19 protein-coding genes and 2 tRNA genes are annotated in these 22,009 nt (G+C 40.8%); 5 read left to right on the top strand and 16 right to left on the bottom strand.

Features of this window, described 5'->3' with window-relative positions:
- Positions 1-589 precede the first annotated feature (589 nt).
- The 9 genes from deoD to prfC form a co-directional block, all read right to left on the bottom strand.
- Positions 590-1,306, bottom strand: coding sequence for a purine-nucleoside phosphorylase (gene deoD / locus Xvie_RS00285; RefSeq protein ID WP_086107415.1), 717 nt, complete (start codon positions 1,304-1,306; stop codon positions 590-592).
- A gap of 73 nt (positions 1,307-1,379) precedes the next feature.
- On the bottom strand, positions 1,380-2,603 hold the full coding sequence (gene deoB / locus Xvie_RS00280; RefSeq protein WP_086107414.1) for a phosphopentomutase: 1,224 nt from the start codon (positions 2,601-2,603) through the stop codon (positions 1,380-1,382).
- A 77-nt stretch (positions 2,604-2,680) separates the two neighbouring features.
- Entirely contained in the window at positions 2,681-4,066 is a 1,386-nt protein-coding gene (gene deoA / locus Xvie_RS00275) for a thymidine phosphorylase (RefSeq protein WP_086107413.1), read from the bottom strand.
- A gap of 84 nt (positions 4,067-4,150) precedes the next feature.
- A complete protein-coding gene (gene deoC, locus Xvie_RS00270; RefSeq protein WP_086107412.1) occupies positions 4,151-4,930 on the bottom strand; it encodes a deoxyribose-phosphate aldolase in 780 nt (259 codons plus the stop codon).
- A 488-nt stretch (positions 4,931-5,418) separates the two neighbouring features.
- A complete protein-coding gene (locus Xvie_RS00265) occupies positions 5,419-6,684 on the bottom strand; it encodes a NupC/NupG family nucleoside CNT transporter (protein WP_208612494.1) in 1,266 nt (421 codons plus the stop codon).
- 410 nt (positions 6,685-7,094) lie between these two features.
- Positions 7,095-7,865: a TatD family hydrolase gene (locus Xvie_RS00260; RefSeq protein WP_086107410.1), complete on the bottom strand. Its 771-nt coding sequence runs from the start codon at positions 7,863-7,865 to the stop codon at positions 7,095-7,097.
- On the bottom strand, positions 7,866-8,993 hold the full coding sequence (locus Xvie_RS00255; protein WP_086107409.1) for a patatin-like phospholipase family protein: 1,128 nt from the start codon (positions 8,991-8,993) through the stop codon (positions 7,866-7,868).
- A gap of 349 nt (positions 8,994-9,342) precedes the next feature.
- Entirely contained in the window at positions 9,343-9,798 is a 456-nt protein-coding gene (locus Xvie_RS00250) for a BON domain-containing protein (RefSeq protein ID WP_086107408.1), read from the bottom strand.
- A gap of 428 nt (positions 9,799-10,226) precedes the next feature.
- Positions 10,227-11,816, bottom strand: coding sequence for a peptide chain release factor 3 (gene prfC / locus Xvie_RS00245; protein WP_086107407.1), 1,590 nt, complete (start codon positions 11,814-11,816; stop codon positions 10,227-10,229).
- Between the two features lie 100 nt (positions 11,817-11,916).
- On the opposite strand from prfC, the gene Xvie_RS00240 reads away from it, so the two are divergent.
- Positions 11,917-12,111 carry a hypothetical protein gene (locus Xvie_RS00240; RefSeq protein WP_086107406.1) on the top strand — a complete coding sequence of 65 codons (195 nt, stop codon included), beginning with the start codon at positions 11,917-11,919 and terminating at the stop codon, positions 12,109-12,111.
- A 27-nt stretch (positions 12,112-12,138) separates the two neighbouring features.
- Positions 12,139-13,992, top strand: a complete 1,854-nt coding sequence (locus Xvie_RS00235; RefSeq protein WP_086107405.1) for an acyltransferase family protein — start codon at positions 12,139-12,141, stop codon at positions 13,990-13,992.
- Positions 13,993-14,092: 100 nt separating this feature from the next.
- On the opposite strand, the gene Xvie_RS20635 is transcribed toward Xvie_RS00235, so the two are convergent.
- From Xvie_RS20635 to Xvie_RS00225, 3 genes are all read right to left on the bottom strand, one after another.
- Positions 14,093-14,338: a hypothetical protein gene (locus Xvie_RS20635; protein ID WP_139838781.1), complete on the bottom strand. Its 246-nt coding sequence runs from the start codon at positions 14,336-14,338 to the stop codon at positions 14,093-14,095.
- Positions 14,339-15,207: 869 nt separating this feature from the next.
- Positions 15,208-15,657, bottom strand: a complete 450-nt coding sequence (rimI, locus tag Xvie_RS00230) for a ribosomal protein S18-alanine N-acetyltransferase (RefSeq protein WP_086107404.1) — start codon at positions 15,655-15,657, stop codon at positions 15,208-15,210.
- The gene (locus tag Xvie_RS00225; RefSeq protein ID WP_086107403.1) at positions 15,626-16,036 is read right to left on the bottom strand and encodes a DNA polymerase III subunit psi; all 411 of its coding nucleotides are present in this window, start codon (positions 16,034-16,036) and stop codon (positions 15,626-15,628) included. Before Xvie_RS00225 ends, rimI begins: the two co-directional genes overlap by 32 nt.
- Before the next feature lie 140 nt (positions 16,037-16,176).
- Here Xvie_RS00225 and rsmC point away from each other — a divergent pair, with 140 nt between their 5' ends.
- The 3 genes from rsmC (at position 16,177) to Xvie_RS00210 (ending at position 17,639) form a co-directional block, all read left to right on the top strand.
- A complete protein-coding gene (gene rsmC, locus Xvie_RS00220; RefSeq protein WP_086107402.1) occupies positions 16,177-17,190 on the top strand; it encodes a 16S rRNA (guanine(1207)-N(2))-methyltransferase RsmC in 1,014 nt (337 codons plus the stop codon).
- A 215-nt stretch (positions 17,191-17,405) separates the two neighbouring features.
- Positions 17,406-17,492 (top strand) — tRNA-Leu (locus Xvie_RS00215).
- Between the two features lie 60 nt (positions 17,493-17,552).
- A tRNA-Leu gene (locus tag Xvie_RS00210) sits at positions 17,553-17,639 on the top strand.
- A 168-nt stretch (positions 17,640-17,807) separates the two neighbouring features.
- Here Xvie_RS00210 and Xvie_RS00205 read toward each other — a convergent pair.
- The 4 genes from Xvie_RS00205 to Xvie_RS00190 form a co-directional block, all read right to left on the bottom strand.
- Positions 17,808-18,350 (bottom strand): GNAT family N-acetyltransferase, encoded by a 543-nt coding sequence (locus Xvie_RS00205; RefSeq protein ID WP_086107401.1) that lies wholly within the window; start codon positions 18,348-18,350, stop codon positions 17,808-17,810.
- Positions 18,351-18,362: 12 nt separating this feature from the next.
- Positions 18,363-19,799, bottom strand: a complete 1,437-nt coding sequence (phoA, locus tag Xvie_RS00200) for an alkaline phosphatase (RefSeq protein ID WP_086107400.1) — start codon at positions 19,797-19,799, stop codon at positions 18,363-18,365.
- A 245-nt stretch (positions 19,800-20,044) separates the two neighbouring features.
- Positions 20,045-21,538 (bottom strand): aldehyde dehydrogenase family protein, encoded by a 1,494-nt coding sequence (locus Xvie_RS00195; RefSeq protein ID WP_086107399.1) that lies wholly within the window; start codon positions 21,536-21,538, stop codon positions 20,045-20,047.
- Positions 21,539-21,565: 27 nt separating this feature from the next.
- Positions 21,566-21,934 (bottom strand): cupin domain-containing protein, encoded by a 369-nt coding sequence (locus tag Xvie_RS00190; RefSeq protein ID WP_086107398.1) that lies wholly within the window; start codon positions 21,932-21,934, stop codon positions 21,566-21,568.
- Positions 21,935-22,009: the final 75 nt, after the last annotated feature.

Raw genomic sequence — 22,009 nt, 5'->3', positions numbered from 1 at the left:
ACCGGCAATATCATTCTACAGAATAAATCTTAAGTCAAATTTCAGCCGATAAAACTGACTATGTACCTTAACATCATATGAAATATGAGTTTTTATAAAAAAGTACGCGTAATGAGTAGTATATTTTACCAATAATTTTTTTATTTTGGATTATTACCCTGAGTTATATCGAGCGATGTTTAGTAATTTAGTATCTTAATTGGCGTTGCTTTATTGCTCTATTTTATCTTCCTAAAAAGAATGAATGTTTTATTATCTCGACATAACCATAACATTTGGATTTTATTATCAATCTTATTGATTAAGTCAAAATAAATTCAAGATATTTATCTAATCAGTATAATTATCAAGCTAATTATTCACATTGAGCATCACTTAAAAAATATCGTTTTAATTTTGTTTTATTTATTATTTTCATTCGTTTTTTGACCAACTCACTGAGGAATAAAATAACTATTAAATAAATAGTTCCCACCTATCATTAACAAAATATGAAAGGCGAAAATATGATTTATAAATAAAAAGCCCTTTCCAATGATGGAAAGGGCTTATGATTTTTTAATGAAATGCTAAAATTATTGACGCTTTCTTAATTGTCACCCATCAGAATAGATTCAAGCGCAATCTCAATCATGTCATTAAATGTGTTTTGACGTTCTTCAGCAGTCGTTTGTTCGCCAGTACGAATATGGTCAGAAACAGTACAAATAGCCAGTGCTTTTGCACCAAATTCAGCAGCAACACCGTAGATGCCCGCCGCCTCCATTTCAACACCCAAAATGCCGTATTTTTCCATAACGTCGAACATCTGAGGATCTGGCGTATAGAACAAATCAGCAGAGAAAATATTACCAACACGTGCGTGGATATTCTTCGCCTTGGCCGCATCAACAGCGTTACGGACCAGATCAAAATCAGCAATCGCTGCAAAGTCGTGATCTTTAAAACGCAGGCGGTTTACTTTGGAATCGGTGCATGCACCCATGCCAATGACAATATCACGGATTTTAACGTCTTCGCTGACCGCACCACAGGAACCAATACGGATGATTTTTTTAACACCAAATTCAGTGATCAGTTCTTTGGCGTAAATCGAGCAAGATGGAATACCCATTCCATGGCCCATAACAGAGATGCGGCGGCCTTTGTAAGTACCGGTGAAACCCAGCATACCGCGAACATTGTTAACCTGGTGAGCGTCTTCCAAGAAAGTTTCTGCAATGTATTTTGCGCGCAGTGGATCACCGGGCATCAAAACAACATCAGCAAAATCGCCCATCTCAGCATTAATATGTGGGGTGGCCATATATTTATTTCCTTGTTTTTATTACGTATCAAAATAGATGAAAATGTGGAGCCCCATCGGTCCCCACAAAAAATTAAAACATTGATTTACCGTAATCCATTGGTGTCAGATTGAAGTATTGCGCGATTGTCTGACCAATGTCGGCAAACGTTTCACGATGCCCTAATGAACCGGGTTTAACTTTAGGTCCGTAAACCAGAACTGGGATATGTTCACGAGTGTGATCAGAGCCCGCCCAAGTTGGATCACAACCATGGTCAGCAGTGAAGAGCAGAATGTCATCTTCTTTAACCAATTTCAGCATTTCTGGCAAGCGACGGTCAAATAACTCCAATGCTGCTGCATAACCAGCAACATCACGGCGGTGACCATAAGAAGAGTCAAAATCAACAAAATTGGTAAATACGATGGTGTTATCTCCCGCCTGCTCCATTTCAATCAGTGAAGCATCAAACAGGGCATCAATTCCCGTCGCCTTGATCTTCTTGGTGATACCTACATTCGCATAGATATCTGCAATCTTACCGATGGAAACCACTTCACCTTGCTTCTCATCAACCAATTTTTTCAGGACAGTTGGAGCTGGTGGCTCAACGGCCAAGTCATGACGGTTGCCTGTACGCTGGAAATTCCCGACTTTATCACCCACAAATGGACGGGCAATCACGCGGCCAATGTTATATTCACCAATATTCAATTCTTCACGAGCAATTTCACACAGCTCATACAGGCGATCCAGACCAAATGTCTCTTCATGGCAAGCGATCTGGAAAACCGAATCCGCAGAAGTATAGAAAATCGGCTTACCGGTTTTCATATGTTCTTCACCCAGTTTATCCAGAATCACTGTACCGGAAGAGTGGCAATTCCCCAGATAACCCGATAGGTTAGCGCGCTCAACCAGTCTATCCAGAAGTTCCTGTGGGAAACTGTTTTCTTCGTCATGGAAATAACCCCAGTCGAACAGAACCGGAACACCTGCAATTTCCCAATGGCCTGATGGCGTATCTTTACCAGAAGAAAGTTCACTCGCGTAACCATAAGCGCCAATAATTTCGGCATCCTTATCCAAACCAATTGGGAAAGTTCCACAAGACTCTTCCGTTGCCTTGCCCAATCCCAGACGACTCAGGTTTGGCAAATGCAGTGGCCCTTTACGGCCGATATCAGCCTCACCACGAGCGCATTGTTCTGCAATGTGCCCCAAAGTGTTAGATCCCTTGTCACCAAATTTTTCAGCATCAGCACTTGCACCGATACCAAAGGAATCCAATACCATGATGAATGTACGTTTCATAATTTTCTCCTGCGTCAATTCTCGCTATCAATGCGGAAACTGCCAGCTATTAAAATCGATTTCAATTCTTGTCTGATTTATCCACGAATATGACGATAAACCATAGGTGTGGTGGCTTGTTTTCCGGGTTCCTTAAGAACTGTTTCCTTAAAAACTGTTTCCTTAAAAACAAAGGCCTTACGAACTGCTTCTGCGGCTTCATGCCAAGCATGTTCACTATTGGCATGAATCATTGCCAACGGTGTATCCGCATTCACTTTTGTACCCAGTGCAACGATATCACTCAGCCCCACACTGTAATTAATAGGATCAGTCGCTTTACGGCGCCCTCCACCCAATGTAACAACGGACATTCCCAAAGCTCGGGTATCCATTTCGGCAACGATGCTAGTTTGACCTTCTAACGTCTGACCTTCTAACATCTGGCCGGCTAATACTGGCTTGACGTATTCCGCGGTCGGTAGATAGTGGTCGTAATTTTCGACAAAATCGGTTGGCCCTTTTTGTGCGGCCACCATGCGACTAAATGTTTCCACTGCTTTGCCACTATCCAATGCTGCTTGTAACTTATGGTATGCATCATCACGATCAAGGGCCAAATTGCCCGAAACCAGCATTTCAGCAGACAACGCCATAGTGACTTCAAATAACCGAGGATTACGGTATTCCCCCGTCAAAAATTGGACAGCTTCACGCACTTCCAACGCATTACCTGCGCTGGATGCCAAGACTTGATTCATATCTGTCAATAATGCTGTGGTTTTGCACCCCGCACCATTAGCGACTTCAACAATAGATTCAGCCAGCCGTTCCGATTGCTCATAGGTCGGCATAAATGCCCCGGAACCCACTTTCACATCCATGACTAAAGCATCCAGCCCTTCAGCCAGTTTTTTACCCAAGATAGAAGCTGTAATCAAAGGGATAGAGTCAACTGTTGCCGTAATATCACGCGTCGCATAAAAACGTTTATCCGCAGGTGCCAGTGAACTAGTCTGTCCAATAATGGCAACGCCCACATCGCGGATAATGTCACGGAAACGATGCTCATCAGGGAAAATGTCAAAACCGGGAATAGACTCCAATTTATCAAGTGTACCTCCGGTATGCCCTAAACCACGCCCCGATATCATCGGTACATATCCCCCGCAAGCCGCCACCATTGGGCCAAGCATCAGGGAAGTGACGTCCCCCACACCGCCCGTCGAGTGTTTATCGACAACCGGGCCAGGTAAATTCAATTTTTTCCAATCTAAAACCGTGCCAGAATCACGCATCGCCAATGTCAGTGCGACACGTTCTTCCATCGTCATATCATGGAAATAAATAGTCATTGCCAGAGCGGCAATCTGTCCTTCAGAAACCGTATTATCGCGGACTCCGTTAATAAAGAAGCGTATCTCTTCTTCATGCAATGGATAGCCATCACGTTTTTTGCGGATAATTTCCTGTGCCAGAAACAAAGCTACCTCCCAATCATTATTATCTGAAAAGAATGGCAGTAATGCACACTATCTTAGCGTGCATTCAATTAATTATTATTGATCTCAATAGCCACTGCTTTGCTTTTGGCCTTGATATCCAAGTGTAGTCAGCAAACTGCTCAACAAACTGGATGCACCAAAACGGAAATGACGGGAATCAACCCATTTGTCTCCCATGATACGTTCCGCCAGTGCCAAATATTGTGCCGCTTCTTCCGCGGTACGCACGCCACCCGCTGGTTTAAAACCAACACTGTCGCCTACGCCCATATCACGGATTACGCTCAGCATAATTTCGGCACTTTCTAGTGTCGCATTCACAGAAACTTTACCGGTTGAGGTTTTAATGAAATCAGCACCAGCCGTAATTGAAATTTCGGATGCTCTGCGAATCAAAGCCGGGTCTTTTAATTCACCCGTTTCAATAATGACTTTTAGCCATACGCCTGATTCAGTACAGGCCGTTTTGCAGGCTTTTACCAAATCAAAGCCAATCTGCTCATTGCCTGCCATCAATGCACGATAAGGGAAAACAACATCCACTTCATCAGCGCCATAAGCTATGGCTGCACGGGTTTCAGCCAGTGCAATGTCGATATCATCATTGCCATGCGGGAAGTTGGTCACCGTAGCAATGCGAACATCAGGAGTTCCCTGTTCGCGCAGTACCTTGCGTGCCACTGGAATAAAACGTGGGTAGATGCAGATAGCTGCTGTATGTCCGGCGGGGCTGTTTGCCTGACGACAAAGTGCTGTCACTTTCTCATCTGTATCATCATCATTAAGTGTAGTTAAATCCATCAAACTCAGCGCACGCTGAGCGGCGGCGGTTAAATCGGTCATAGAACTCTCCAACGGTATTATTATCGTGACTGAACCAGTTCACACATTCTTTTGTACGATTATTTTGAACGAACGATTAGTTTTGACGACTATTTATGACAATTAGTTGTGACAATTGTTTATAAAAATTAGTTTTAATCGTTTATTTTTTATAAATAATCTCGTTCGTTTGTTGGCGAGCGGACTTGGTTCCTTGAAGATGTTGCTACGGCAATATGCCACTGCAACAACAGAGTTCCCTCTCTCCGCGCTATTTTTCTGTTTTTATTGCCCGATATTATCGGGCTGAACCTTCTCCATAAGGTTTTTTGCACATCATTATTAACATGTAAATAAACAATAATTTGTGCTTAAAATCACACTAACTATATAACTTTTGCAACTACAAACATTTTAATGTGAACTAAATCACGTAAAATGTTTTCAGGAAAAACAAATGCAGGTGAGAAATCTCACCTGCATTCAATTTAATATACGCTCTCTGCGTTTTACAATGCGAGGAAGAATCCTGCAATTGTTGCACTCATCAAGTTAGAGAGTGAGCCTGCCAACACAGCTTTCAAACCCAAACGGGCAATGTCACCACGACGGCTTGGAGCCATACCACCCAAGCCCCCCAGAAGAATCGCAACAGAAGACAAGTTAGCGAAGCCACACAAAGCAAAGGCGATAATTGCTTTGGTATGTTCGGAAAGCACTTGCAGACCCGCAGCCTTAACCACATCATCAGCTTTCAGATATTCACCAAAGTTCATGAATGCCACAAACTCATTGACCACCACTTTCTGGCCGATGAAAGAACCTGCGATTGTTGCTTCATGCCATGGAATACCAATTAAGTAAGCAATTGGAGCAAAAACCCAGCCCAAAACCAGTTCCATGGATAATTGTGGATAATCGAACCAACCGCCGACACCACCTAAAATACCATTCAACAAAGCAATCAATGCGGTGAATGCCAACAACATTGCACCAACGTTCAGAGCCAATTGCATACCGGATGCGGCACCTGATGCTGCCGCATCAATAATATTTGCAGGACGATCTTCCGCTGCAACCAATGACATCGCATCAGCAGTATCAAGCGTTTTTTCTGTTTCCGGCACCATCAGCTTCGCAAACAACAAACCACCTGGTGCTGCCATGAATGAAGCAGCGATCAGGTATTCCAATGGAACACCCATAGATGCGTAGCCCGCTAATACTGACCCTGCGACGGAAGCCAGACCACCACACATAACCGCAAACAATTCAGATTGGGTCATGGTCGCAATATAAGGACGCACAACCAGAGGGGCTTCGGTTTGACCCACGAAAATATTCGCAGTCGCAGACAGAGATTCAGTCCGTGATGTCCCCAATATTTTCTGCAATCCACCACCCAATATTTTGATGATGAGCTGCATAACGCCCATGTAATACAACACTGCAATGAGTGATGAGAAGAAAACAATCACAGGCAGAACACGCAGGGCAAAGATAAAGCCGCCACCGCCGAACAATTCAAACATTTTGTCGGAAACCAGTCCGCCAAAAATAAACTCTGTTCCTTTTTGGCCATATCCAATTACGTTGGAAACGCCTTTTGATATTCCCCCCAGAATATCTTTGCCTGCTGGTACATAAAGTACAAATGCCCCAATAGCAACCTGAATTAGAAAGGCGCCCAGGACAGTACGGATTTTAATGGCTCGATAGTTACTGGAGAAGAGTACTGCGATAAAAATCAGTACTGCCATTCCGATCAGGCTCATAAGGAGTTGCATTGGAAGAATCCCTGTTCACTGAATAAATAATAAAAATATGTCAGTTATTTTGAAAAGTCCTACTGACATTGTGTGTGCGCCGATTATACCTAGTACTAAAAAGGAACAAGCAACTAACATCACAAATTGATACAGCAAAAAGTAATATAAAAACCAAAAATGAGATATAGATCACATAAAACCACCTAGTTTCGGAGGGATTAGATAATCTTACGGGGAAAAAGGTAAAAAAAAGAATAAATAATTGGAGAATATCAGTTAAGCATTATTAATATTTACTATACCCTTCATCTTTCAAGTTTTTGCTTTATTGTCTACGTTCTCATCACTCATCACATAGCCAGCTATTTTCCTGAAAATTTGTTTCTTTGCCGCTGCACTGAAATTTTAAATGTAGATCAACTCAACGCAAATAACGCCATACTATTTTGATAAATTTGCTTGGCAATTTCCTCTGGCGATTCTTGGCGCAATTCACACAGTACTGAGAAAACCTGTGCAACTCTTTCTGGCCGATTTGGTTGTCCCTGAAACCCCGATAACGGCATATCAGGCGCATCTGTTTCTAATACCAAAGATGACAGAGGCAATTGTGAAATGGTGCTGCGTGTCTTTTGTGCCCTATCGTAAGTAATTGTTCCTCCTACACCAATGTAAAAACCCATACGAATAAAAACTTGGGCCTGAGACAAACTCCCCGCAAAACCGTGAATAACCCCGGTTCGTAGTAACTTGTGCTTTCTTAGGATTGCTGCCAATTGATCATGGCTTTTTCTGGAATGGAGTATCACGGGTAAGTCATGTTGTTTAGCAAGTTTTAACTGCGCTTCTAATGTCCTTTTCTGCTTTTCAAACTGTGGTTCTGGCATATAAAGGTCAAGACCAATTTCGCCTACCGCAACAAATTTGGTGTCTTTTTCCTGTAGTTTCTGATCCAATTCATCCAGATGAATATCTTGGTGCTCCGCAATATAGAGTGGATGTAAGCCAAATGCTGCATAGATTGGAGAATAATCCTTAGCCAACGCAGAAACTCTCTGAAAATTCATTTGACTTATAGTAGGAACGATAATTTTTTCCACCCCCGCTTGTCTGGCCTGTTTCAAGCTCGCTGTTTCATCACCAGCAAAAGGGCTGAAATCAAAATGGCAATGTGTATCAATAAACATCTACTTGTCCAAGTTATCCCTCATGATTGTCTCAGTCATTTGCTCATTTTCCATCATATCAGTCTCAGGGGATTCCACTATCGGGCAATTATCGACGCTATTGATGAAATGGTTTCTCCGAAAACAATTACGATTGGCATTATCAGAATTTAATTTCATACGGGATACCCCATAACTCTTACGTTCAGCATGTCCAAATTTTCCTCCGACAAACGTATGTCCAATAGTCGTCAAAAAATATCGCCCACAACGCCGTCCCAAATGATAATCCTGATTTAGTGCACTGAGTCTGCTCCCCAATGCCATTGCAGCCAGTGGTGCTGGCGGATAAATTTCGAAAATCTGTACACCATTCGGTGGATTTTCGATAAATTTCTGTGTTCGGCGATAACTCTGTGCATGGAGATTGATCATCTTGACCATTTTCTGCAAGCTACTGACCTCTAACCAACGTTCCATACGTTTGAACCACTGAGGCGTATAATAAAGTTGTGAAGGGACAGTCCGAATCACGACTATAGTATCCGCTCCCCGGCGATAGGCTTCTTGCACCGGAATAGCATCACAAATTCCACCATCTTGATAAACCACATCACTAAGGGTAACACCATTACGATAAAACCCCGGAATGGCACTTGAGGCTTTAACAATATCCATCCAATTCCGGTCATCAGGATGCAGGTAATCCGGCTCAAAATTATCAGCGCGACAAGCGCACATATAGAATTCACGCCCAGAATCAAACTGGTTCATTGCAACAGAAATATTGAGTGGTAACTGCTCGGAGATAGTATCAATATACCAATCCAGATCGATCAGATGCCCCCCACGAACAAAACGCAATGGATTAAAGAAGGCTGAATTTGTTGTATAGCGGCTGATAATTTTACGTGCATAACCGCGCTGACCACAAATATAGGCAGAAAGATTCTGGGCTCCCGCCGATGTTCCAAGAAACAATTCAAACGGGTTAAAACCAAGACGGAGGAATTCATCCAAAACACCTGCGGTAAAAATCCCCCTTTGCCCTCCACCTTCACAAACAAGTGCAATTTTCCCTGGCTTTATCTGTGACTTATAAGCTAAGGGTTCTATATTACCCAACGTTATTGGAATATGTTTACCCACACTTCCCCCTCTAAAAGTGAATGGCAGCATCAAGGCTAACCCACACGCTGAATATCTATCAGTATATTCCTATTCAAACAACATATTTGTAAAACTTCCCTTACATAATAAAAAAATAGAATGCTGATGAACTCAATAAATTTCAAGTTACAGAGCGATGGAAGAAGGGAAAAGCCCTGAGATGAAGAGTATGATTATCAACATAGCAACAAATTATTCGAATATAACTGCGGTTCAAACACCCTAAGAATAGTAGTGCCTATTAGATAATCAAATAATTAAACTAGATTTTATTGGGGGAGAAAGAGGTAAAAGAGTGGCTAGCAAGCCACTCTTTCAATGACGCCAGTTATTTTTTAATAACTAGAGCGTGCCGCACAGACTTAACGCCTTTCACACTCTTAGCCAGAGCAACTATTTTCATTTTCTGAGAACTATTTTTAACAAAGCCTGCAATATAGACAATGCCTTTTTCTGTTTTCACTAAAATATCATCAGTGTTTATATTCTTTTGTAATTGCAATTTTCCTTTTACTTCGGTAGTAATCTTAATGTCTTTGATCGAGCTACCTGCATTCTGCGAAGGTTTAGTAACTTTTTTTTCTGATTTTTTTAGCAACCAATCAACTTTCTGCTCCGTTCCTTGCGCTGCTTTCTGCCCCGCTCCTTGCGCTGCTTTCTGCTCCGCTCCTTGCGATGATTGTGTTTTGCCTGAAAAGATATTATTTGCAAAAGCACTACCACTTACCAGTACTGAACCTAAAACGACAGCTACTAGTGAATGTGCAAATTGAGATTTATTCATCCTAACTACCACCTTATTTAATATGAGCTAAAACTTTCAATAAACAGTACATTGTTTAGTACAATCACAGCATATTGGCCTATCAACTAAACAGCTGATACCGACTTGATATTACAGAAAGGAACATAAACACTCATTAAACAAAAGTTTTATTCTTAAAATTCACAAAAAACCAGAATTAAATAACAAAAATACAAAAAATAAATAAAATCATTGATCTGTCTTACTGACAAGGTGTTGTTTTAGTTGAGTAGTATTCAAGGCAACGGGGATAAAAATGGAGAGTTTGGTAGGCAATCAAACAAATTGGCCTAATCGGGGGAAAATGATCACAACATTTTTCATGCTGAAAAACAAACCCTGTTTAAAATAATAACGGGGTTTGTCAGCGAGCTGAGCCAACAGGATTATTGGCTCTGAAAAGAATATCAGTGTTCCCGTGTCTTACGGAAAGCAACATCAGGATAACGTTCACTGGTCAAGTTTAAATTGACCATTGTTGGTGCAATGTAAGTTAAGTTATCACCACCATCAAGAGCCAAGTTTTGCTCATTTTTACGCTTGAACTCTTCCAGTTTCTTCGCATCGCTGCACTCTACCCAGCGAGCCGTGGAAACGTTAACTGGCTCATACAACGCTTCAACGTTGTATTCACTCTTCAAACGAGCAACAACAACATCAAACTGAAGCACACCTACTGCCCCTACGATCAGATCGTTATTGGAAAGAGGGCGGAATACCTGTACAGCACCTTCTTCTGACAATTGCACCAGACCTTTCAGCAATTGCTTCTGTTTCAACGGATCACGCAGACGAATACGACGGAATAATTCAGGTGCAAAGTTAGGAATACCGGTAAACTTCAACTCTTCACCTTGGGTAAACGTATCCCCAATCTGAATGGTGCCATGATTATGCAGACCGATAATGTCCCCTGGGTAAGCGTGCTCAACATGGGAACGATCTCCCGCCATAAAGGTCAGTGCGTCAGAAATAACGACATCTTTCTTAATGCGGACTTGGCGCAACTTCATGCCCTTTTCATATTTACCGGAAACAACCCGTAAAAATGCTACACGGTCACGGTGTTTCGGATCCATATTGGCCTGAATTTTGAAAACAAAACCGGTGAATTTTTCTTCACTGGAAGTCACTTCACGCGCGTCGGCCTGACGAGGCATTGGCGTTGGAGCCCATTTAACAAGGCCATCCAGCATATGATCAACACCAAAGTTACCCAATGCAGTACCGAAAAAGACCGGCGTCAGCTTGCCCTGTAAAAAAGCTTCCTGATCAAATTCATGAGATGCACCTTTGACGAGTTCCAGTTCTTCACGCAATTGATTCGCCAGTTCTTCACCCACTGCTGCATCTAGTTCAGGATTATCCAACCCCTTAATAGCACGAACTTCCTGAATAGTATGCCCTTGACCAGACTGATACAGGTAAATTTCATCAAAATAGAGATGATAGACACCTTTGAAAGATTTGCCACAGCCGATTGGCCATGTAATCGGGCTACAGGCAATTTTCAGTTCATTTTCCACTTCATCCATCACCTCCATCGGATCACGAATATCACGATCGAGCTTGTTCATGAATGTCAGGATCGGCGTATCACGCAGACGGGTAACTTCCATCAATTTACGGGTACGATCTTCAACCCCTTTGGCAGCATCAATGACCATCAAACAACAGTCAACAGCCGTCAAAGTACGGTAGGTATCTTCAGAGAAATCTTCATGCCCAGGAGTATCCAGTAAGTTAACCAGGCAATCACCATAAGGAAACTGCATTACGGAAGTAGTAATGGAGATACCACGCTGTTTTTCCATTTCCATCCAGTCTGATTTGGCGTGCTGGTTAGAACCCCGGCCTTTTACCGTACCCGCTTTCTGGATAGCCTGTCCGAACAGCAATACTTTTTCAGTAATCGTTGTTTTACCCGCATCAGGGTGAGAAATTATTGCAAATGTTCTTCGCTTGGCTACTTCACTGGCAAAAATTGACTGTTGCATTGTTAATTTTTCCAATTGTGTACAAAAAAATGTACAGAAAATAAATTTGCAAAAATTTTACACTGATAGTGCATCTTTGCAAATTGGAAGCAAGGAAAAAATGAAAAGTCATCGAAACGGAGCGGAGTTGCTACCGCCCCACCCACCAACCACATCAATAGAATATCCGGCACAAAATGGTGAGGGAAAAGCTGGAAATTATAGGGCAAGGGGAAGCAAACTGCTAATCCACAATACCAATAGCTTGCTGACTGGAGGGATGATTTGTATTTTTTTCAATGATAGAATCGATTGATTTTAACAAGAGAAAACAAACAAAATTATGCAAAAACGTATATTTAGAAAAGATATCAATGGGCTAAGAGCCCTAGCTGTTATGTCTGTTATATTGTTTCATTTTAATAGCAATTATCTCCCTGGAGGATTTGCTGGCGTTGATATTTTTTTCGTCATTTCTGGATACTTAATGACATCGATCATATTTAAGGGATTGGAGGGAAATAATTTTTCTACCTTAAAATTTTTTCAAGCTAGAGCTAGAAGAGTAGTTCCCGCATTAATAGCAGTAATTGTCACTGTATTATTTTTGGGATATCTGTTTTTTGAACCATTAACATATCAACTGGTGGGGAAGCATGGCCTATCAAGTTTGCTCTTCATATCTAATATTATATATGCAAATGAGTCTGGATATTTTGATTTGGATTCGTTTAGTAAGTTATTTTTACACACATGGTCGCTTTCTGTTGAATGGCAATTTTATATTATATATCCAATAGTTTTAGTAGCTCTATCTAAGTTTTTATCAATAAATAATATAAAAAAAATAATCTTAGTTCTTACAATATTGAGTTTATTGCTATGTATATACATTTCTTCTAAAGATTTAGCAATCTCTTACTTCATGCTCTACACAAGGGCGTGGGAGATTCTCTTTGGTGGTCTTGCTTTCTTGTTCCCAGTGAATTTTGAAAGTAATAAAAAAAGAATAGTGGAAATTTTAGGGATATCTCTCATCATCCTGTCTTTCATTATTTTCTCAAATAATAATTTATGGCCTAGCTACAATGCCTTACTTCCTGTGTTTGGCGCTTATTTATGTATATTAGCTAATAGTGAGAAAACACTACTGTCTAATGCAATATTCCAAAGACTGGGATTGTGGTCATATTCAATTTATTTGGTTCACTGGCCTATATTGGTTTTTTCTAATAAATTAAATATCACAATTAATGTATATGTATATCTATTAATTGTGATATCTATAAGCATCTTGATATATGAGACAATAGAGAAAAAAAGGAGTTTAAATTTCAAATTATTTGTTGCTTATGTAATAGCAATTTTATCTTTATATCTTGTAATGATAGACGGTGCCAAATACAGGGTAAGAGAAGATTTTCAACTAAAAATGAGTGATTATAGAAGTAAATTTGAGGGGCATTTAGGGATTAGGAATAGTGATACTATTCAATATATGAATTCTACTGAGAGTGATTTTGATTATATATTGATAGGTGATAGCCATGCTAGACACTATTTTAGCTTCATCAAAGATGAAAAAATTAAAGTTGCAAGTCTAGCTTTAGATGGCTGTAATTCAACAAAAAATTATTATTCCAGCTTCAATAAAGAAATGTGTAAAATTAGATATAAAAAAGAAATTGACTTTATTAATAGCCATCCAGAAAAACCAATTATTATTTCAAAATTATGGCCAGGAATAAATAATTCCACTATAAAAAGAGATGCTAATGAAAAAATAAACAACAATGACTATGAAAACATAATGATAGATGAATTAAGGTCGTTCATTAATGAAACCAGTAATAGTAATCATCAATATTTTATTATTGGAGATACACAAGGAAGTAATAGAGTCATGTTTGAATGTTTAGCAAAATCCAGTCTACCTATAAATAAACTCTTTAAACTAAATGATTGTGATTCATATCAGATGCAAAGAAATAGAATTTACAATATAAAACTCAAAGAATTTTCAGAAGGTATGAAAAATGTTTACTATATAGATCCAGATGGTGCATTGTGCGATAGTGGCAAATGCTTAGTTGTCTATAATGACATGCCTATCTATACAGATAAAACTCATTTATCAAAAATTGGCTCTAGCATTGTGGGGAATTATATATTCAAGTCTATAAATAAAAATAGATAATAAAAAATAAATAACCACCAATTTTAGTCGATGGTCTTATCCTTTCATGGGAAAGAATAAAAAACAAATTTAAGCCAGAATCATCTGGCTTAAATTTAAATCAAATGGAAATGCTTATTATTAAATCTTCTCTTGGTGAATTAATGACAAGCGTTTTATTATCAGAGTTAAAATCAACCATTATGTGACTAGGTGAGCCTATATCAACAAAATTTACTTTTTTATCAGATGTAATGTATCTTAAATATAATAATGATAATGTTGGATTGGCATCCTTTCTGGATGAGGTAACAAAAAATGCCCCCCCCTCTCCATATAAGAAATCATCATACGTTAAGTTATTCATATTCCCAATTTGATTTGCCTTTTTTTTATTGAAAAAGAAATCAAGAAGAGAATAAATTTCTACATAATAAACTGTTTTGCCTTTTAGTATGATTCTGTCAGAATTATTTACAATCGATTTCAGTACATCTTGGTTAATGATGCTAGATATAAAATCAATTCTATTATCGATTTGTATATACCCTTTTCCTTTTGCAGCATACTGAAATCCAGATGTTATCGGGATAATATTAGAAAAATCCCCTAATAAATTTATAGTTCTAATATCAAAAATGGATCTATTTGCTTATCTTGTTCCTTCCCAACAATCGATCTAAGCCACGTATCTGACAGCGCCATAACCCACCTTGTACATAATTTCATGTGCTAATGACTTGTTATAGCATTATGTACAAAAGTCTGTACATGAAATTATGTACAACACTCGAAATGAGTTAGATTAACTTGAAAGTTATTAGAGCAAAAATGAAACAATAATAGCTATTTCACTTGAATTTAAGAGGAGTCTACGAAGGTAATTAAATACAGATGCAAATAGTTAAAAATAGATAAAACCAGATCAATGATTGGGGTGAGAAATTATTGCAAAAGTGCGCCGTTTCGCAACTTCTTGCAGAAATGGGAAATTTGACATTATTAATTGGAATCTTCTAGTCTGTGCACGGATTGATACCATTCAGAAGCTCCTTGTTGGAGCTTCTGAATGGTATCAATCCGTCATGTTAATCGTGATTAGCGGTTATTTTCGCTGAACTTGGACTTATAAACAACCAATGATATTCAAGATAGTGCATAAACCCACCACCAATGAATTCAGTTGGAATTTGATAATGTTGCGTACTACTCCGCAAAAATTTTCATAAACAGCCTTCACCCGCTAAACAATGGCAATGCCATAATAATGGCATCTTCCTTTCCCTCTGCTGTCGGATAATAATTCTTGCGGATAGAAACTTCATTGAAGCCCATATCTTCATATAAACGAATGGCAGCTTGATTAGAGTGCCGTACCTCAAGCCACAACGTATTTATCTGTTTTTCAGGCAATATCTCGATGAGATGTGTCAGCAATGCCCTGCCGTGTCCACGCGATTGGTGTTCAGGATGAATAGCAATATTAAATAGCGTGGCTTCATCCATGACATATTGCGTTATCGCAAAACCGATAATCTGATCATTCTGCGTTATCTTATAGTTGATATAACGTTCACCCTGATTGGAGTAGAAGGTTTTTTCACTCCACGGAAACGCATGGCTGACCTGTTCTATTTGAAATGCAGCAGGAAGATCAACAGGAGCTAATAGAGAAATATTCTTCATAATGGTAAATTTGTTGCCAAAGAGCGCGTTTTGCATTCCCATCAAGAGATAAGTCATTTAATGCCGGGCTTCTCAAAGAAATCCCTTGTATTGATAAGGTAATATCAACCCCCAACAGCCAGCAGGGGCAATGGATTGATTCCGAAAGTAATTCAACATCTTTTGTAGTGATGCAGTATACCGATGAGGCACCAATTCCCATGGCTGTAAAAATATCAGCAAACAATGAATGACTTAAGTCAATTTGATCATGGCTAATGATCAATAGACGGGTTGCATCAGGGATGAGGACAGATAATTCACCTTGCAAAGCCATTGGGCTACGCAAAACCCATTGGGTAATCCCCAGTTGGGAGAGTAATCTGTCACGCTTCGTCATCGTGTTTTATTCCATCTGCCATAAAAAAATAACAGGTAATATATTATCAGAGGGCTTATCTCTGCGCCAACCAACATGGCATTCAGTTTTCCCCACTGATAATTATACTTGGATAAAGATTTATAAGGAGCTATTCATAGATGTCAGCATTAACCCCGGCCAGCGAAGTTATCCTGCGCCATCATGAGCAATTCCGCTCTCACCATCTACTCTTTGCCGGTGATCTTCAGGACAATCTGGCAACGGAAATTGAAGCTGCAAGTGTGCGGGTGCATACTAGCCAATATCATCATTGGCAATCCCTGATCCGTCAGCTTGGTGATAATGCCTGGTTTGGCCTTTTAGCGGACAGCACATTTATCAAAGAGTGCGATACACTGATTTATTATTGGCCAAAAAGCAAGCAAGAAGCGCGCTTCCAGCTACGCAATCTGTTCTCCATACTACCGCCTGGCACGGATATTTTTATCGTGGGTGAAAACCGGAGTGGCGTGCGCAGTGTTGATAAATTAATGGAAGGCATCGCCACTTTCCGTAAAATTGATACAGCACGCCGTTGCAGCCTATTTTATGGTCAGTTGAAAAATCAGGTTCAGTTTGATCAAAACAATTGGTGGAACAGCTATCAAGTGGAAGACGTTATCGTCAATACGCTGCCCGGCGTATTCAGCCAAGATGATTTGGATGTCGGCAGTCGTCTACTGCTTTCTACTTTTAATACTCCTATTTCTGGCAGCCTGTTGGATGTTGCTTGTGGTGCAGGGGTATTGGCAACGGTATTGGGTAAAAAGAACCCTGATCTGTCCCTGACACTAAGTGATGTCAATGCTGCCGCCATCACATCCAGCAAGGCGACACTAAAAGCCAATAAGCTGGAGGGCAATGTAATCACCAGCAATGTATATTCTGCCATTGAAGAAAAATTTGACTGGATCATTTCTAATCCACCATTCCATGATGGCTTGAAAACTAACTTGGCTGCGGCCGATGATATGATCCGCATGGCACCAAATTATCTTAAATCCGGTGGTAAATTGCGGATCGTCGCAAATGCTTTCTTACCTTACCCTGATCTGCTGGATAATACCTTTGGTAACCATCAAGTCATTGCGCAAACAGGTAAATTCAAAGTATATCAAGCGACGAAGAAATAATTCAGGTATTAAACACAGTTCCTGTTTTGCCTGCCCAGTTAAACGGGCAGGCAATTTCTATTTTTCAGAATTTTATTTCCGTTTTTTCCATGCACTTCAACACGCCGATTTTTACGCCAATCATTCGTTTTCTCACTAAATAATGATTGACGCCAGCCATAAAATCTCTAGAATGCGCCTCCATGCTATCTGTTTAAGTGATAGTGTCTGAGTATGCGAGGGTGGCGGAATTGGTAGACGCGCTAGCTTCAGGTGTTAGTGTTCTTACGGACGTGGGGGTTCAAGTCCCCCCCTTCGCACCAAATCAGATGACTATTGGTTAAACAAAATCAGTTAAGCAAATGAGATAAATGGCAGTACCTGCGAGGGTGGCGGAATTGGTAGACGCGCTAGCTTCAGGTGTTAGTGTCCTTACGGACGTGGGGGTTCAAGTCCCCCCCTTCGCACCACTGTTTCATTTTTCTTTCCTTTCTTATGCTTTCTCCTCTTAATTGTTTCCTCAACCTTCTTTGATTCTTCTTATAATTTAGTGGCTGATTTTATTGCTTACTCAAAGCCTTAACCCCTTTTCGAAATCCAGAAGAAGAACGCGGGATAAAAGTCTCCCGCGCTATTAATCAAGGATTGATGGTATAAATCAGGTGAATATCGTCAGGTTCTCGCTGATAAAGTTCAGTATCAGGCTGCTCAATCAGCACACATCCCATATGCCAATAGAAATTCACGGCATTTTCTGACGGTATTGATGAGACATATAACCCTCTCGCTCCTTTTGCTAAAGCAAAATCAATGCAGCTATGAAATAGCTTTTTTCCCAACCCTGAACCACGATATTCCTTGCTGATATGCAAAAAAGACAATTGAAGCAGGTCACTATTTTCTCCGCGCCATTGGGGATCAACACTGGCGGCAGCGATCAATCGGTCATTTTCGTTCTCTGCAAAAGCGCCCAGAAAGAGCGCCCCACTATCATAGCTATCGAGAAGAATTGGCGTATAAGTTTCCGCTTCACCTTCCGGCCAACCTTTCATATCAAAGCATTGTGGCGTAAGTATTAATTTACCCCGTTTCTGAACATATAAGTTTTCTATTAGCTCAGTGCGATCAATATTCCAGACTGCTGGGATTTCCTGACGGGACAACTGACGTATTTTCCTCATTTATCACCATTATTATTTCAGATCCATTGCATCACGCATGGTAAAGAACAGATTCGTTTGATCAGTCAAACCGACAACATTAGCGGCATGGGGGCCATAAGCGGCAACACGCAGCTGTGTACCCGTGTGCTCCTGACTATTCCCTTCCGAATTACCATAATTTACAGTCATGATTGCACCATCTTTTGTAATCAGCGAACGAGTCAAACCGGGTGATTTGACATCTGGCTCAATGATCTGACTGGCATGCGCATGATCAGCAGTAACAATCACAAGAGTATCGCCATGTTCTTTGGCAAATTTAAGGCCAACTTGTACAGCCTTATCCAAGGCGACTGTTTCACCAATCTGAGCACAAGGGTTGGCATTATGATCCTGTTTATCAATCGAAGCACTTTCAACTTGCAGGAAAAAGCCACTTTTGTTCTCTTTCAGTAAATCAATGGCTTTTTCTGTCATTTGCTCCAACGTTGGTGCGTTAGGCTCTAATTTAGAATTCACTGCGCATTTCACCGGCTTTTCATCAATATTACCGTAATAAACCGCTTTTGGCCCTTCCCAGGCGACTTCCATATTTCCGTCGTGAAACAAACCTAACACTGGCTTTTGTTGATTGGCATCCTTGACGGCGGCTAATGACTTCGCATCTGTTACCCATTGGTATCCCTGTTCCAATGCCTGCTGTTGCAATGTTTTGCCTTTATTGGCTCCGCATACCGATTGTTGGGTAAATGATTTTGCCCCACCTCCCAAGGTCACATCAGCACGTACAGCCAGCAATTGTTCGGTAATAGAACCTTGACCGCCATTTTCTAAAGCATCAGTAGCACATTTCTTCGTAGTTTCTTCCGGGCCATAACATTTGCGACCCGTAACATGAGCATATAAAGCCGCTGGTGTTGCATCCTGAATTTCAGCCGTGGTGACATTTCCGGTTGCTTTGCCGTTCTTTTTGGCCAGCTCCAAAAGAGATTGATGAGATTTGCCAAAAACATCAATTCCCAATGCCCCATTATAGGTTTTGACTCCCGTTGCCCACGCCGTGGCAGAAGCGGCTGAATCTGTTACATAGTTGGGTTTCTGAGTTTTCTTATCCAACGAATAGTGTGTATATTGCCCTGTAAATGGCAAGGCATCTATTCCCTTAAAGAACCCACCTGCACCTTCTGCATAATTGCGAGCAATGGTAATTTCAGAATCCCCCATGCCATCGCCGATAAACAAGATCACATTCTTGGCTTTGTTGTTGCTCAAAGCAGCCTTAAGTGCTTCTATTTGATCTTGAGTAAAACGACGTGCTCCGCCAAATTCAGTGATATTGCCTTGTGCTGCACGCTGTTGCGCCATAATGTGATTTGAACCGCTGGCCGCCCATACCGGCGCAGTAGCTCCTGACATCAATACAGCAACCACTACAGCAAGCAGATTTTTTTCATAATTACGCGACATAGAGTTTTCCTTGCAGTCAGATGAATAAGATGAAAATCATCATGTTAAGTTGCTTGGATAATAGATATGCCACATGACACTTATTTGAATCTATGACGACATTCTTATGACATCGCTTTTTTGCAAGGCAAGTTTTTCAATAAGACACGTTTTCTGCAAAGCAGGAAGAGAAATTGAGCGCTTCAACAGCCAAAGACCGAGCCGCGCTCTATCAGTATAAACTCAAATATAAACTTACTATTCCATCAATAACGCACCATGACAGATTTCAGTTCCGTGTAATGTTCAATAAATGCGCTGCCAAACTCACGGCCAATCCCTGAAGATTTCCAGCCACCAAACGGAACCGCAGGATCTAGAAATGTATGCATGTTGATCCAAACAAACCCTGCTTCAATGCGTGAAGTCATACGCATTGCTTTACTCATATCGTTCGTCCATAAACTGGCAGACAACCCAAATGGTGTCGCATTCATCATGCTGATTAACTCTTCCTCATCTTCATAACTGAGGAACGTACCGATTGGCCCGAATGTCTCTTCATTCATTAATGTGTCTTCTGCACTATTAGCTTTCACAATCGTTGGTGCGACAAAAAATCCCGGCCCTTCCAGTGCATAACCTCCGTAGACAATTTCGCAACCTTCCTTACGTGCTTTTTCAAACATAGACAGAATTTTGTCATAATGCGCTTTGTTTGCCAGAGGCCCCATTTCTGTTGATTCATCAAGGGGAGAGCCGATTTTCATTGCAGATAAACGTTCAGAAAGTAACGTTAAAACAGCATCCATGTGAACAGAGGGAATATAAAAACGCTCCGCTGCCGCACAGATTTGCCCTTGATACACGTATCCTGCTTCCAATATGCCATCAACGATTTTCTCAACGGGCATATCCGGCAGAAAAGCCGCTGCATTTTTGCCACCGAGCTCTAGTGTTGTACGCTTCAACCCCTGCTCCAGAGCCGACTTGCCCACAATCATTCCCGTTGCAACTGAGCCTGTAAAAGTGACTTTGGCGCATTGAGGATGACTAATCAGAGAAGATCCAATGCGAGCACCTGAGCCATTGACAATATTGATCACACCATCTGGAATGCCCGCTTCTTTTGCCAGCTCTGCTACACGAAGTATGGTCAAGGGAGTATATTCACTGGGTTTAAGTACAATTGTACAACCACTGGCCAATGCTGCTCCCAATTTCCAAATCGCTATCATGATGGAGAAATTCCACGGAATAATGCCGACCACAACGCCAATAGGCTCACGGCGAGTGAACGCGCTATATTTTTCTCCTTTAAGTGATGGCAATGAAACATTGAATGTTTCGCCAGTAATTTTACTCGACCATCCCGAAAAATAGCGTAAATAGTCGGCTGATGCTCCCACCTCCAGCATGCGGGATAATTGAATCGGTTTACCAGAGCATAAACTTTCCAGTTGCGCCAGTTCCTCACTATTTTTTAGCAATAAATCAGCCAGCCGGTTCAGACAATTTCCCCGCTCTATAGGGGAGGTTTGTGCCCATGCACCGTGAAAAGCAGCCGATGCCGCCTGCATTGCCTGATCAACTTCGGCCTCTCCTCCCTGATTGACCGTCGCTATCATTTCTCCAGAAGCTGGATTAATGATAGAAAAAGTTTCATTTTCCTGACCAAGAATAGAGACTCCATTAATATAATGACCATGAGAACGCTGTAAAAAAGCAGTAACGGACTCCAGCAAATTAATTTCACTCATCATCTTTTCCTCTACCTAGCCAGATAGTTACCCGTTTATACAAGCCATGTAATGTTTGACGAAACGTTCACTGATGATTTCCCACAATACTTCAGTCCCTTTTGCCGCAAACCACGAGTCGCCTTTATGGTATTCAATTACAACCCCTGTTTTGACATCGGTCAGTTTCATTGAGCCTTCATGTACCGTCGCCATTTCATCAAAGGGGTAGGTCATTTTAAATGTGCCCTTAGTGCAGGCGAAAATACCACATGTCAGATTATCCGATGGCTCCCCGTGGATCATGGCTACACTCGCCTGTGGATCACCTTCTACTACAATAGAACCAAGATTGGTGACGCTGCCAATTGACAGTAATTCAGGAAGTGCTTTATCTAACAATAATGGCTTTATCATGACTTTTACCTTTTAATAGTTACCGTTCAAAAAATAATAAAAAGAAATAGTGATAAGAAAAAAATTAAACAACGA

This window comes from Xenorhabdus vietnamensis, from assembly GCF_002127535.1.
GTDB classification, from domain to species: Bacteria; Pseudomonadota; Gammaproteobacteria; order Enterobacterales; family Enterobacteriaceae; genus Xenorhabdus; species Xenorhabdus vietnamensis.
This window is presented reverse-complemented; position numbering and strand designations above follow the sequence as displayed.

Excerpts from the sequence above, each read along its gene's own strand:
- deoD (WP_086107415.1), bottom strand. The coding sequence starts at position 1,306 with ATGGCCACCCCACATATTAATGCTGAGATGGGCGATTTTGCTGATGTT.
- deoB (WP_086107414.1), bottom strand. The coding sequence starts at position 2,603 with ATGAAACGTACATTCATCATGGTATTGGATTCCTTTGGTATCGGTGCA.
- deoC (WP_086107412.1), bottom strand. The coding sequence starts at position 4,930 with ATGACCGATTTAACCGCCGCCGCTCAGCGTGCGCTGAGTTTGATGGAT.
- Xvie_RS00265 (WP_208612494.1), bottom strand. The coding sequence starts at position 6,684 with ATGAGCCTGATCGGAATGGCAGTACTGATTTTTATCGCAGTACTCTTC.
- Xvie_RS00260 (WP_086107410.1), bottom strand. The coding sequence starts at position 7,865 with ATGTTTATTGATACACATTGCCATTTTGATTTCAGCCCTTTTGCTGGT.
- Xvie_RS00250 (WP_086107408.1), bottom strand. The coding sequence starts at position 9,798 with ATGAATAAATCTCAATTTGCACATTCACTAGTAGCTGTCGTTTTAGGT.
- prfC (WP_086107407.1), bottom strand. The coding sequence starts at position 11,816 with ATGCAACAGTCAATTTTTGCCAGTGAAGTAGCCAAGCGAAGAACATTT.
- Xvie_RS00240 (WP_086107406.1), top strand. The coding sequence starts at position 11,917 with ATGAAAAGTCATCGAAACGGAGCGGAGTTGCTACCGCCCCACCCACCA.
- Xvie_RS00235 (WP_086107405.1), top strand. The coding sequence starts at position 12,139 with ATGCAAAAACGTATATTTAGAAAAGATATCAATGGGCTAAGAGCCCTA.
- Xvie_RS20635 (WP_139838781.1), bottom strand. The coding sequence starts at position 14,338 with ATGAATAACTTAACGTATGATGATTTCTTATATGGAGAGGGGGGGGCA.
- rimI (WP_086107404.1), bottom strand. The coding sequence starts at position 15,657 with ATGAAGAATATTTCTCTATTAGCTCCTGTTGATCTTCCTGCTGCATTT.
- Xvie_RS00225 (WP_086107403.1), bottom strand. The coding sequence starts at position 16,036 with ATGACGAAGCGTGACAGATTACTCTCCCAACTGGGGATTACCCAATGG.
- rsmC (WP_086107402.1), top strand. The coding sequence starts at position 16,177 with ATGTCAGCATTAACCCCGGCCAGCGAAGTTATCCTGCGCCATCATGAG.
- Xvie_RS00205 (WP_086107401.1), bottom strand. The coding sequence starts at position 18,350 with ATGAGGAAAATACGTCAGTTGTCCCGTCAGGAAATCCCAGCAGTCTGG.
- phoA (WP_086107400.1), bottom strand. The coding sequence starts at position 19,799 with ATGTCGCGTAATTATGAAAAAAATCTGCTTGCTGTAGTGGTTGCTGTA.
- Xvie_RS00195 (WP_086107399.1), bottom strand. The coding sequence starts at position 21,538 with ATGAGTGAAATTAATTTGCTGGAGTCCGTTACTGCTTTTTTACAGCGT.
- Xvie_RS00190 (WP_086107398.1), bottom strand. The coding sequence starts at position 21,934 with ATGATAAAGCCATTATTGTTAGATAAAGCACTTCCTGAATTACTGTCA.